This is a genomic window from Prevotella merdae (assembly GCF_900290275.1).
Taxonomy (GTDB): Bacteria; Bacteroidota; Bacteroidia; order Bacteroidales; family Bacteroidaceae; genus Prevotella; species Prevotella merdae.
Genome location: NZ_LT985323.1, coordinates 160604 through 174238 on the forward strand (window position 1 = coordinate 160604; position 13635 = coordinate 174238).

The window sequence follows — 13635 nt, forward strand, 5'->3', positions numbered from 1 at the left end:
CGTTAATCATTTGTTGCCTCCTTTCTTCACATTATAATTGTTATTGCCTAAGAGCCACACCAGCGTCACCTCAATCTTTGTAGGTCCCCACCAGTGTCGGTTGTTGGTGGCCTGCCACACGTAGTGTCCGTCAATTGGAATGTATTCGTAGTAGCGTCCGCCCATATATCCAGCCACAAGGCTGAAGTCGATGTTCAGTCGCTTGGCTATTGGCATTGAGTAGCCATATTCGGCACCAAAGGCATAGTTTAGTCGGTTCCACAGCGACCCTTCAGGTTCGCCTGCCATATATCCCTTGCCTCCAAACTCAATGTCGTAGGTCAGGATTTGGGCGTTGATTCCGATGTGGTGGCCTTGCAAGGGTTTCTGCTCAGAAGCATGTCCAAACCACTTTCTTGCCGACAGTCCTCCGCCATACACTCTCCAGTAGCGATGCTTGTTGTTGTTGCTCCACCATGCGTACATCCAGTCGGCTGCTAAAGACAATCGTCTGCCAAGCGACACCTCGACACCGATATTCGGAATAGCAAGCGCGTCGTAGAGCATATTCGTCTTTAGGGCGAAATAGCAGCTGCTCTTCGCGGCTGGCATAGGCTGAGTTTCCTCGGATGATATTTCTTGGGGTATTGTGTCAACAGATTGAATGGGTGTTTTTACCTCTTGGAGTATTTCTGTTTGTTTAGTTTCTTTTTGCTTTTGCTTAATGTATACCATCAGTATGCTCGCATTGCGTATTGAGGGGAAGAACTCTCGCAGCATATAATTCCATGTGCGTCCGAAATTCATGTCCATCAGTCGTTTCTTGCGACTGTCAACAAGAGTACCTTTGGCGTTGTAGGTGTATTCCGGGGTCTGCCTTATCTGGTAGAGCACATCGTCTTTGTGTGGCATGTCCGATCGTTCGACATATATGGCGAGCTTCTGCCACACGTCTGTCTTGTCGCACTTGAACACTACGCTGTCTGGCAAGTCTACCCTTTGCCTAATGTAATGCTCAAGGCTTGCGCATCTGTCTGCCACAAGCTGCTTGTTCAGCAGAGACCTGCCTTCTGGCGAGGCCGAGCCGCAGAACGACACGCCCGTAATTTCCATATTGGGATTGCGCTGAACGTCGGTCAGCAAACCTACAATCTCGGCGAGATTGGAAGCGTTGTCACCGTAGTCAAGATCTATCTCGCTTGAGCTTACACGGAAACCAACACATATCTCCTTGCGATAGGTCTGACCTGACACACCTATACAGCATAAGAATAATATTGCAAGATTAATCAGTAGTTTCATAAGAGTTATATATTGTATTTTAGGTATTTAATCAGTTTAGTGTAGTCAGTCCTCTTGCCTCTTTCATTTAAGGGCATAATTATAGCCAATAAAAAAAGTCACAGATTTAGTTGTTTCTTTCTGTTTCAAATATACAACAAAATTTCTTCCCCCCCCCTTAAAAATTAACATATTTTCAAACTCTTAACATTTAGAAACATTAAAAACAAGAAAAAACGGAATATTAAGCCAAAAACAAAAAATACACATTATTATAAAAGAAATTCAAGTTTCACAAGCGAAAGAAGTTATTGGAAGATAACTCGCTTCGCTCGTGAAGTTCTTGCAAGCAAGCGGCAAAGCCGAGCAAATGGACAAATGTTCTTGAAACATCGTTGTTTGCAAGGCTTTAACTGTCAAGGCAAATATCCTTATTCGTCTGTCTACTTGTTTACTGATAGCATGTAGAAGACATGCGAAACTTGAGTAATAAACTGCTTCATGGTACGAAAAAATGTTTTTGTAAAAAAAGTGACATAAGTGACATAAATCTCGTAATAAATTGAATAACAATAAATTAGAGGATGGTAGATTCATGGCAGATAGAACCGATTTTCACAGTGCATTTTCAACGGTATTTTTCTGTATATATCTCCCACAGATTCCGCAGAAGCCACAGAATTATTGGCGCATGACATCCTGGTCGTATAAGGATTTCACGGATGAAACGCTCGGGCTTCGTCGGCGAATAGCACGGATTTTGAGAAACGCCGACAATCATATTTCTAAAGGGGTTGGGTTGAATCCAACCCCTTAGGCTGAATACGGGGTGTGTCGTGAAACGCGACATCCCTCAATCAATAATAATTCACCCTATACCTATTTTGCCGAAATTGTACGCTGAACGATTCGTTCACCGTCACAACGACAATCCCCCACTCTATATTCCTGTGGTATTTGAATTGGATTACGATGGTGTCGGTTAAACCGACACCATTTGAACATAGTCATTACTTCACAATAACCTTCACTGTACGACCGTCGCTCATCTTGATAATGTTAATACCCATTACTGGAGCTTTGATGCGCTGACCTGAAGCATTGTATCGAGCCACCTCTACAGCATCGTATTTCGCGTTGTCCACAACGCCTTGTATACCAGTAGTGTTGGAGACGATGTTGTAACTCTTGCCAGCGTTTACTACCTGTCCGGTTTGCTGATCAATCACAATAGCGATGACAGCCACCTTTCTACCCGTAGCCTTGAGAGCATTCTTGAGAGCAGCCTTAGTGGGCATAGCCACATCATAAGAAGTTGTAGTTGTCTCATTGGCAGTCAGCGTGACGGGAGCAGCCAAGTTGGACGCATTGCTATAAGAGCTACCTATCAGCACGTCCATGAATTCCCAATTGAAGTATTTGGAACCCTTATCACCATCCTTTGCAAAGATTGCGAGATCCTCCTCACCCTGATCAATCAGCTGCTGCTTTGTAAAGTTAGTATAATAATTGCTCTGACGCCAAGAAGATTTGTTAGCCGTCAAGTTATCGGCTGTGAGCACGTAAGCTATATCATATTTGCCAGAAACGTATGAGTCGATATTGGCATTCACCGTCACGACAGTAGAATCGGCATTCCATACGCCATTAACATCCACACCAATCATCGGCACATCCTTCACGGCTGCAGCCATGTCATCAAGGATAGACTTGTTTGATCCATAATATGGGTCAATGGCCCTTCCATTGCGGTTTATCACACAGGAGGGAGCACTTGACAAGCCAACATTTGCATAGTCAGACGCGAACATCGGGTCGCTGGCATTGAACTTGTGGATGGCGATACCTATGAAGTTGTCGGGATAGTGGGCAGCAGCCTTCTCCATACCGACAAGACCACGAGGACACCAACCGCAACCAGTACCCGTAAACTCCTCAACAACGACACCGCGATTGAACATTTTGGGAACCACCCTGAGCGTGCCCTTGGCAGTAGCATTCTGGCTTTGGTTGGCATTGCCATTAACCTTAGTCACCTTTACAGCGACCTCACGGTTCTTAACTTCGGAGCCACATGGTACAGAGACGGTGATTTCACCGTTTTTACCCACAGCCACGGCATTAGCCATTGCAATATGCTGCTCGTCCAAATCCATGCCATCAACCGTAACCACGCAGTCGAGGTCGCTGACAGCCTCCTTACTGTTGTTGTAGAAAGAAAGGGTGACGTCAGCGTTGGTGTTGACAACACCCATAGCTTCACTAAAGTCCTTCAGAGACACATCATAGTTAGCAAAATCGCCCTCAATGAGGAGCTGAACACTCAGATTACCATTTTGACCGCTGAATGGATACCAGCTGACACCATCACCACCCTGGGATGTAGGGATATTGCAATAAATCCAGAGCTTGTTGTCCAAATCATCGCCCTCTTTCACCGCCGAGATTGGATAGCAGTCAAGAGTATAATAATTACCAGCCCGCGTGTTGCCTTGCTTGAAATTATATCCTACCAAATATCCTTCACCGTCGGTAATATCAATCGGTTGAGAAAGCATTACCTCGTTCCATCCCACTTTTGCAGAAGCAACATCCTGACCGAAGAGTTCGTCCCCTATACTGACGTCGGCGAGAGGACCAGAGGCCTTATTGATAAACACTCGTGAGTTGGTCTGCGATGCACAGAGACCAAAGCGCATGCCGACAATCTTCTTTCCCACATAGCCAGACATCAAATCCGACGACAGATAGGCACCAATCCTGTTATCGCCAGGAAAGTCTGGGACACCTATACCATTCTCATTCAAATCATCAGAAGAGTACAGACCCACCCAATGCTGGTTGGAAGCAATCTTGGCTACCTTCCTCGCTTCCGTGTGCTTGCCAACTGAAGGACCTATTGACACCACACGAGTGTTTATCTGTGCAGATGCACTCAGAACAAGAGCAACAGCTGCAAGAGACAATAATACCTTTTTCATCATGTTTACTTGTTGTTGATGTTTTTAGCCATCGCCCCATGAAGGAGCTGATGACGATTGATTCTTATTATTTCAACATGCGTCCTGTATTACGGACATACAGCTCTAACCGAACGTCCACCGCCACGGTTGCCATTACCCCAATCCCAGTTGTCCTCATTGAAGCGGAGATAATATCCACAATACTCACTGTCAGAACTGAGTGTACCAGACCAATAGAAACCGAATTTACCTTCGTCATATAGATCTGATTTCGAGCGATAGCCTGGGGCAGGAAGGAATATCTGAGCGTCATTAGGACCTGTCACCAGAATTCCATCCACACCATTTTGCTGTGTCCACTCCTGATCACAGTTTTCATACAACTCTTTCAGTTGCTCAACAGTTGGCATTTGCCATGAGCCGCCCATGCGTACATGAGCCACATCAAACGAAGAGCCTGTAATGTCAGAGCCAATATTAATGAAACTGTATTTGTTGCTATTGTAGTGGGCGTATGTATCCCAACTATATTCATCTTTCTCTATTGTCTCGCCCCAAGCATAATAACCGCCGTAGGCTTCGGGAAATGAAGCGCCTACATTGCAGCAAGCCCATTTCGTGCCGCTTGGCAAACCGAGGTCTACGGCATGGGGATGATGCTCATCTGGACAACAATTCTTTAATGTGACGAAGTCTATATGGTCGATCGCATCTAATGGTGTTCTATACACACTGTCTTGAGTCCATATTTCTTGTACGACATATTCGTTCTTGACATTACTCTGAATGTCTTTTTGCGAATACACTACACTATCCACTTTAGACTTCAAGAACATCGACTTTCCCTTGCCGTCATTTCTATACTGATAAATGGCTTCATTCTGTGCCATTACTCCACAACACATAGCGAAGAGGAGTGTAAAGGAGGTTACAAGTCTTTTCATAGCTTACGGATTTTAAAAGTTACAGACGAGGTTTTTACAACATACACCGATCCGGACATTCCCGCAATGGGCAATGTCGAACAGCCTTGTGTGTCAGTTGTGGAAGAAGTGAGAAGCGTACCGTCAACAGTATAAACAAATACGCGAGTGCCAGGAACTGCATTGGCTATCTTTAATTCGTCCCCTATTAATGAATAGAGGGTTCCCGAGCGCTCAATACCGTTGATATTCGTAGGATTCACATTCACATAAGTTAGCTTAAGAACATCTGCCGAAGGATAGCTAACTTCGTCCATGTGGGTGGTGATTACCAAGTCGTTGTTATTAAAAGTGACAAGAGGACGTTCACTCAATAAAATTGTCACCTCATCACCAGATGCTTTATGAAGGCGTAATGCATTTACCCCCCGCATCGTCAGAAGCTCCCATTGCAAACATCGGCAATAAAGAAACAAATAAAAGAATGGTCTTTCGCATAGATCTGTCTGTTAGATGTTAGTTAATAATAAAGTTAATAATTCACAAACGCGAAGGTAAGGCATTTCAAAAGATAACATTAAAAACAAAAGTTAAAAATATACAAGACTTAGATGTTTTTTTGCGAAGGGGTTGTTATTTCTTAAATTAACATGAATTCGATAAAATACAAAAACTTACACATATACACAATGTAAGTGTATCCGCCTTAAAAATTACCCAAAAAATCGAAATCAAGCAATACCATTTTCATTTGTCAGACAAGGCACACCCAACAACATCATATTGCCAGATTTGAAAAATCAATGTCACACCCAATCAGTTCAACCTCAATCTGAACGATTCATTCACCGTCACAGCCACTATCCCCCACTCTACATTCCCATGGCATTGTGGGATTGGATAACGATGGGGTCGGTTGAACCGACTCCATATAGTTAATGAATAAGTAATGTTGCAAAGTGTGTTAATATGCACTTATTTTATGATTTCTGCAATGTATCCTATTATCGAATCTGCCATATCCAATGGTTTAGTATCATCAACGTTAAAAAAAGCAGTCTATGTGACAGCCGAAAGGCGGAATGTGACAGACAACCCCCTACCATACCCTCCTACTATATGTAAAGACAATTCTGAACTGCTAGTTATTATCAAAGACTTTGATAATTAGAATTTCAACCTGTATTGTGATTGTATTCATATTATATTAAATGGCGATTTAATATAATATACTTGCCCATTTAATATAATATACTTGCCCATTTAATATATATTAAATCGCCATTTAATATAATATACTTTGCAAGGCACATTTGCTACGGCATTTCAAATCCTTCGTACTTAGCCTTCAATGCATCAGCTTTCGCCATTGTCTTGCGCAAGAACTCCTTGTGTTCTTCGCTATCTGCATTGAACGGACGATGACCCAACGCGGCTTTAACCGGGCGCCATTCTTCAAGAAAGCTGCGTGTATGCTCACTGAAATATGTATCGCCAAACCGTTGCCATATATATTCTACAGCCTGGTCGGACGGATGAAGCATGTCCTCACGATAGAATCGATAGTCGCGCAACTCGTCGTTCACTATCTCATAGGCAGGAAAATACTCCACCATATCATGCTCACGCACCACCTTGTCGGCAGCAAGCAGAAGCACGGCTTTTGACAGCTGACTGCCATGAAAGCCATACTTGGCGTATCTTATCGGACTAACCGTAAGCACCACACGCACATCAGGATTGACACTACGCAGCCTGCCAATGGCACGACACAAGTATTCGGCACACTCGTCTACCGTAAGCTCACGCTCGGTAAACAGACGTTGAGGGCGCTTGCGGCAATTGTCCACTATCTCTCCTGTCTCGTTTAGTATATACACATGATTGGTGCCAAGCGTAAAGACAGCTGTACTTGGAGCCTCGGCATCTTCAGTCTCAAGCCTGTCGACATATCGGTCTACTGTATGCAGGATGCTTGCCGGATTGTACATTACACCATCAGGATTGACCACGGCACGAAACATATCGGCCACGAAACGCTGACCAATATTGTCGGCAAAACAAGAACCTACAAACAACATACGCTCGCAAGGTTCGATGCTGAACCCTGCGAGCGGTATATTTACAGGTGTGCTAAATTGCATAACAGATTATTTATTTAAGTTAAGGAGTTAACTTCTTTACTCCTTACCTTCTTTACCTCCAACAACACACCAGCAACAATGGCAAGCACAAGGAGCAGATAAGCCACATATGCGGCTGTCTCTGTATTCTTTACCGATTGCGGCTTGAATGTAAGTACCACTGTGTGCTGTCCCGGCTTAACGTTGATAGCACGCAAGATGTAGTTGACACGTCCTACGGGCACACTAACGCCATCTACTGTGGCTGTCCATCCAGGATAGTATACCTCGGAGAATACTACAATGCCACCCTTCTGCGACTGAACGGTGTATGTAAGTTCGTTGGCGTCGTACTTCTTCAGCGTTACCAAAGATGTGTTGCCTTGCTTCTGGGCAGTTCCAAGAACATCGGCAAACTTCTTATCTGCAACTGCCTCATGGCGCAAGTTGATAGTTCCTACTGCATCAATCTCCTGGTTGGCATTGTCAACATACTTGATGTTGTCTACAAACCAAGCATTGCCATAAGCATAAGGGTTCTGCAAAGGCACAGTCTGTCCGCCCTGAAGCGGAATGATAAAGTAGCGTGTGTTGAGCATATTGAGCACCGGATAGATAGAATCACCCGGCACACGTGTCATATCACCCTGAGCATCGGCTACTGCAGGCATAAGACGCTGCATCTCAGGTGAGATGTAGTAGTCGATAAGCTCCTGATAACGACGCAACTTGGCTGCATGATATCCACCGATAGACTTGTGATAATAAGATGTCTCGTTCTCGTTGAACGTGTTGGATGCCATGTTCAATACACGATAATCCTTGCCATGGTCTTGCAGAATCTGACGGTCGGTGGCTGTCTCTTGCTGAGGAGTGTCGCGCACACTGCGCTCTACAAACATATCATCGTAGAGATAGCGCTTGTTTACTTGCCACATATCGACAAGGCAAAGCACTATGATGGCTCCAACAGCATACTTGGTCTGCAACTTCTTCTTGAGAGCAAGCAGCAATATCACAGTACCCAAGACAATGATGAAGAACGAACGCCAGCAATCGGCGGTAAAGATAGATATACGTATCTCACGCAGATTGGCGATAAGCGGACCAAGATACTCGCTTGGTATCTGCTTAAGCGCCTCCATCTCTGATAAAGAGATAAAGTCGGGGAAGAACACCGAAGGCATGATAGCGAACAGGAATGCGCATCCTGCCGAAAGTGCGAAGCTTATCCAAAGGTAGTCGCGGCGCTTGGTTGCCACAGCACCGAGCGGTGTAAAGAAGATGAAATTGATGACGCGCTCACGCACAGTAACCTTCTCGTCAAGCGATTTTGGATTCTGCAACAATTCCTTTAGGGCAAGCATAGCAAGCAAAGGTATCGTAAACTCGGCTATTACGAGTATGGAAGCCACGGTTCTGAACTTGGCATACATTGGCATATAGTCGAGGAAGAGGTCGGTAAACCACATGAAGTTTCTACCCCACGACAGCAGTACAGACAATACAGTTGCTGCAAAGAGTGCCCACTTTATAGGTCCCTTAACGATGAACAATCCGAGTATAAAGAGCATAAATACGAATGCACCTACATATACCGGACCACTTGTACCCGGCTGATTGCCCCAATACTGTCCCATCTGCTGGTATACCTGATAGAATTGAGGGTCGGCTTTCTCCATAGCCTTCTCGTTGCTGGCGAGCGGAACAGAAGCTCCACCCTTAGCATTAGGTACGAGCAATGTCCATGTCTCGTCGATGCCATAACTCCACTGTGTGATATAGTCGCGATCGAGTCCGCTGTTGGTCTGATTAGCTGAGTTCTTCTTGACAAGCTCGCTCTTTCCACGCATCGACTCTTGTGTGTACTGCCATGTATGGTAAAGGTTGCTAAGATTGACAACAACTCCTAATACAGCAGCAACAAGACATACGCCGGTAGCCTTGGCAAACTGCGCAAGCTTCTTGTCGCGTACAGCCTGCCACAGATAAGCCAACACCATGAAGAAGATGATGAACATATAATAATACGTCATCTGCACATGGTTGGCCTGAATCTCAAGAGCTGTAAACAGAGCTGTTACAACAAATCCCCATACATACTTGCCCCTATAAGCAAGAACAACACCGGTTATCATCGGTGGCAAATAAGCAAGAGCCACAACCTTCCAGATGTGTCCAGCGGCAATAATGATGAAGAAATAACTGCTGAAAGCCCATATTATAGAGCCAAGAACGGCCAGTTCGCGACGGAAGTCGAAAGCACGCAGCAATATGTAGAAGCCCAACAAATAGGCAAATACATACCACACATTCTCGGGCAACCACAGATGATAAAACTTGCCCACCTCGTTTAACACCTGTTGACTGTCGTACGAAGGTGCCATCTGATAAGTAGGCATACCGCTAAACAGAGAGTTTGTCCAACGTGTACGCTCTCCTGTACGTTGATAATACTCCGTAAGCTCTTGTCCGGCACCGCGTCCGGCAGAAGAGTCATGACGATAAAGGATGCGGCCCTCTGTGTCTGCCGGGAAGAAGTAGGCAAATGCTATTACCGCAAACAACAACACTACCAAAATATCTGGCAGGAATCGTTTCAATGTCTTCATTATTATGATATATATAAACGTTTATATTTTCCGTTTGCAAAGTTACGCAAAGTATTGCATAAACGCTACGCTTTTCGTGGAGAAAAACGGGGTGTTTATTGAATAAATTTGTACGTTCGCACCACAACACCTATCTTTGCAAACGTAAAATGAACAATCAATATAATAAATAAACAGTCAAGATAGTTAGAGAGTTATATAAAAAGAGTTCATAAAACATCATTAAGTACACATACATACATCAGGTTACGTTTCATACACATTAAGCAATGTTATTAAGAACAATTATCAAGAGTTTCTACAGAGGTAGAATTCGTAAATGAATGAATTTTGTTGTTGATTAATAATTGTTTTCGTGAGAAAGCAAATTATAACGGCGGGATCTCATAAAGGTCCCGCTTTTTTTTGTAACTTTGCCAAACGTAATAAAGCTTACATTTAGGCAAGCCAAAACTTCAAGGCTTAAACAATGCCTTATCAAGGCAAGCCAACGAATTATCAGAGCCTAAGACAAAGCTTTATAAGATTAAATCAAAGCAAATAACAATAATATATATAATGAAGATAGGAATAATTGTGGCTATGGACAAGGAGTTTGCACAGCTCACTACCCTTGCCACCGACATGAAAGAAGAAATGCATGGCCAACGCAAGTTCGTTACAGGACGTATTGCACACAACGAGGTTGTGATGCAGCAATGTGGCATTGGTAAAGTAAACTCGGCTGTTGGTGCAGCCGAGATGATAGCTATCTATCATCCCGACCTTGTTGTATCTACTGGTGTAGCAGGTGGTGTTGACACATCGCTTGAGGTAACCAACGTTGTTGTAAGCTCGGAGTGTTGCTATCATGATGTATATTGCGGCGACGAGTGCAAACCAGGTCAGGTGCTCGGTATGCCCGAAAGATTTGGCTGTCCAAAGGATTTGGTAGAAAAAGCCACATCACTTGATTGTGAAACACATGTACGCAGCGGACTGATTGTTACTGGTGACTGGTTTGTAAACTCACGAGAGAAGATGCAGTCGATTGTAGACCAATTCCCTGACGCTACTGCCGTAGATATGGAGAGCTGCTCTATTGCACAGACATGCCATATCTACAACACACCGTTCATCTCGTTCCGCATTATCAGCGACATACCACTTAAGGACCATAAGGCACAGATGTACTTCGACTTCTGGGAGCGTATGGCTGAAGGTTCGTTTGAGGTTACACGTGCGTTCCTTGAGAAAATCTAACTGTTAAAACAACAATAATATTATGGACAAGATACCAAGTTTTACAATAAACCACAACCTCTTGTTGCGTGGCATATATGTTTCGCGCAAGGACACTATCGGTGGCGACACCGTCACCACATTTGATATACGTATGAAGGAGCCTAATCGCGAGCCGGCTTTGCATCCAGGTGCTCTTCATACAATTGAGCATCTTGCTGCAACATATCTGCGCAACGACCCTGAATGGAAGGACAGTATTGTGTATTGGGGTCCGATGGGATGTCTTACGGGCAACTATCTTTTGATGAAAGGTGACTTGCAACCTAAGGATATAGTAGACCTTATGCGCCGTACATTCCGCTTTGTAGCCGATTTTGAAGGCGATATACCAGGAGCAGCACCTAAGGATTGTGGCAACTGGTTGCTGCACGACTTGCCAATGGCTCGTTGGGAGGCACGCAAATATTGCGACGAGGTGCTCGACTGCATTAAGGAAGAGAATATGGTATATCCTACAAACGACTAAAATACACCTATTATATAAATCGAGTAGGAGGAAAACGAAGCAGTTTTCTTCCTACTTTCGTTTTCCGACCTCTCACACCACCGTACGTGCGGTTCCGCATACGGCGGTTCCTATTTTGGATACCATTCGAGATACGCCTCCATTAAAGTAGCATACCCTGCGGAGCGTAGTTTATTGTTATCTATCGCCCTTTTTAGAACAGGGCTGTCAGCTAGTCGCCAATAGCCCTTGCGAGTGTTACCCCATTCGTATGCTTGGTATTTATTGATACCGCATCTAATGAGGTTTGCCACTTTTGTCTTGACTTTCTTCCAAGCTTTCCATATACACATGCGTATTCTACGTCTTAACCATTCGTCTGTTACAAGCAAGAGACGCTTCATATTGGCAAAGTGATAATAGCCGACCCAACCTCGTATGTATTCTTTCAGCTTCTGCTTTCTCTTGGCATATCCCCATCCATTGCTGCGGTTTGTCAGTTCTTTCAACCTTGACTTCATCTTGGCTTTGGACTTTGGGTGCACCGTGAGTTGGCATTCGCCTTTCATCACATAAAAGGAGTAGCCGAGGTATTTCACTCCGCGCACATACGACACTACGGTCTTTTCCTTGTTGACTTTGAGATATAGAGTATTCTCTATAAATCGGGTTATAGACTCCTTCACTCGCATTGCAGCCCTTTTGGACTTGCAGAATATCATCGAGTCATCGGCATAGCGCACAAAGGGGAGTTCTCTGCGTTCAAGTTCCTTGTCCAATTCGTTGAGCATTATGTTACTCAACAATGGACTTAGCGGACCGCCTTGGGGAGTTCCTTCCTCGCTCGCTTCAAACAAACCTTTGTTCATTACACCACTTCGGAGATATTTGTGTATAAGACTGACCACTCTGCCGTCTTTTATCGTACGGCTGAGGATTTCTATGAGTTTGCTATGGCTCACCGTGTCGAAGAAGCGTTCAAGGTCAAGGTCGACTACATATATGTAGCCTTCGTTGACTATCCTTCGCGCTCCTCGTAGTGCGTCATGGCATCCTCTTCTCGGACGGAAGCCGTAGCTCGTCTTGGAGAATTGGTTCTCATAGATGGGAGTCAATACTTGGTTGATGGCTTGTTGCACCAGACGGTCTACTACTGTAGGTATTCCCAACAGGCGCATCTTGCCATTGTCCTTGGGTATTTCTACCCTTTTTACTGGGTTCGGACGGTAAGAACCGTCCATCAAGGAACGGGTGAGTTCATCCTTATTGGTCAGGAGCCATGGGAACAATTGCTCGCACGACATCTTGTCGATACCACCACAGCCCTTGTTTCTCATAACTGCTTTGTATGCTCGATTGAGATTTGTGGGACTAAGAATTTGCTCGAAAAGGTGTTCCTTGTCGAATGGTACTTCCACGATGTTGTCTTCACACATCCACATGAAGGTCTGCACTCCCCCATACCATTCGGTTTCCGACCTATTTCTTTGGGGGCAGCCATTAACTTGGGATAATGTTTTCTGCATTCTTTCCTTCATAAGGTATGTTTCAATTACTATCGTTTAATTGTTAGGTTCAGCCCTTCGTGTAACGTTATCGATTGTTGCACTACTATGACGTCTGCTGACTTCTCACGGCAAGCTTTACTCCACTTCTTTCGTAAAAACAACTATTTGAAGCGTCCGTGAGACCTCCTCGGATAAGGGCGTTGTCTTTCCATCTTATACCTACTTCATTTACACCGACCGTTCCGAATAGCTATTGGGCTTTGGTTTGAATAGCAACCTCACCCACGGTCACATGCCTTATATGAAGTTTCTGTCCGTTAGGTCAGATGTTTGTCTTGGGCTTCCTTCAGATTTCATCTCGCGATGAACACCCTTGCCTTTGACTATGCAATTCCCGCTATTAGGGCTTGCTCGGGACTTTCACCCGTTAGACAATGCTCATGCCGAGCGTACTATAGCAAAAAGGCGTGCTGGCAATAAGCCAACACGCCTTTTTGCTATTTTATACAGCGCTGTA

At 44.5% G+C, this 13635-nt stretch carries 9 protein-coding genes; 2 read left to right on the forward strand and 7 right to left on the reverse strand.

Translation table 11 applies throughout. The features are described from left to right. Positions 1-6: 6 nt before the first annotated feature. The 6 genes from C9991_RS00610 to C9991_RS00635 all read right to left on the reverse strand — a co-directional run bounded on the left by C9991_RS00610 (position 7) and on the right by C9991_RS00635 (position 9881). A complete protein-coding gene (locus C9991_RS00610) occupies positions 7-1281 on the reverse strand; it encodes a DUF3575 domain-containing protein (RefSeq protein ID WP_106810720.1) in 1275 nt (424 codons plus the stop codon). Positions 1282-2270: 989 nt separating this feature from the next. Beyond that, positions 2271-4244 carry a thioredoxin family protein gene (locus C9991_RS00615; protein ID WP_198643721.1) on the reverse strand — a complete coding sequence of 658 codons (1974 nt, stop codon included), beginning with the start codon at positions 4242-4244 and terminating at the stop codon, positions 2271-2273. A gap of 86 nt (positions 4245-4330) precedes the next feature. Further along, positions 4331-5167, reverse strand: a complete 837-nt coding sequence (locus C9991_RS00620) for a fibrobacter succinogenes major paralogous domain-containing protein (RefSeq protein WP_157949316.1) — start codon at positions 5165-5167, stop codon at positions 4331-4333. Then, entirely contained in the window at positions 5164-5601 is a 438-nt protein-coding gene (locus C9991_RS00625) for a hypothetical protein (RefSeq protein WP_198643722.1), read from the reverse strand. Before C9991_RS00625 ends, C9991_RS00620 begins: the two co-directional genes overlap by 4 nt. An 861-nt stretch (positions 5602-6462) precedes the next feature. Next, on the reverse strand, positions 6463-7290 hold the full coding sequence (locus C9991_RS00630) for a GSCFA domain-containing protein (RefSeq protein ID WP_106810724.1): 828 nt from the start codon (positions 7288-7290) through the stop codon (positions 6463-6465). Between the two features lie 14 nt (positions 7291-7304). Continuing rightward, positions 7305-9881: a YfhO family protein gene (locus C9991_RS00635; RefSeq protein ID WP_106810725.1), complete on the reverse strand. Its 2577-nt coding sequence runs from the start codon at positions 9879-9881 to the stop codon at positions 7305-7307. Positions 9882-10439: 558 nt separating this feature from the next. Here C9991_RS00635 and C9991_RS00640 point away from each other — a divergent pair. Then, positions 10440-11123: a 5'-methylthioadenosine/adenosylhomocysteine nucleosidase gene (locus tag C9991_RS00640; protein ID WP_106810726.1), complete on the forward strand. Its 684-nt coding sequence runs from the start codon at positions 10440-10442 to the stop codon at positions 11121-11123. 22 nt (positions 11124-11145) lie between these two features. After that, a complete protein-coding gene (locus C9991_RS00645) occupies positions 11146-11631 on the forward strand; it encodes an S-ribosylhomocysteine lyase (protein WP_106810727.1) in 486 nt (161 codons plus the stop codon). A gap of 110 nt (positions 11632-11741) precedes the next feature. Here C9991_RS00645 and ltrA read toward each other — a convergent pair whose 3' ends face one another. Then, positions 11742-13148, reverse strand: coding sequence for a group II intron reverse transcriptase/maturase (ltrA, locus tag C9991_RS00650; protein ID WP_106810728.1), 1407 nt, complete (start codon positions 13146-13148; stop codon positions 11742-11744). Positions 13149-13635: the final 487 nt, after the last annotated feature.

Excerpts from the sequence above, each read along its gene's own strand:
- C9991_RS00630 (WP_106810724.1), bottom strand. The coding sequence starts at position 7,290 with ATGCAATTTAGCACACCTGTAAATATACCGCTCGCAGGGTTCAGCATC.
- C9991_RS00645 (WP_106810727.1), top strand. The coding sequence starts at position 11,146 with ATGGACAAGATACCAAGTTTTACAATAAACCACAACCTCTTGTTGCGT.
- C9991_RS00615 (WP_198643721.1), bottom strand. The coding sequence starts at position 4,244 with ATGATGAAAAAGGTATTATTGTCTCTTGCAGCTGTTGCTCTTGTTCTG.
- C9991_RS00620 (WP_157949316.1), bottom strand. The coding sequence starts at position 5,167 with ATGAAAAGACTTGTAACCTCCTTTACACTCCTCTTCGCTATGTGTTGT.
- C9991_RS00640 (WP_106810726.1), top strand. The coding sequence starts at position 10,440 with ATGAAGATAGGAATAATTGTGGCTATGGACAAGGAGTTTGCACAGCTC.
- ltrA (WP_106810728.1), bottom strand. The coding sequence starts at position 13,148 with ATGAAGGAAAGAATGCAGAAAACATTATCCCAAGTTAATGGCTGCCCC.
- C9991_RS00610 (WP_106810720.1), bottom strand. The coding sequence starts at position 1,281 with ATGAAACTACTGATTAATCTTGCAATATTATTCTTATGCTGTATAGGT.
- C9991_RS00635 (WP_106810725.1), bottom strand. The coding sequence starts at position 9,881 with ATGAAGACATTGAAACGATTCCTGCCAGATATTTTGGTAGTGTTGTTG.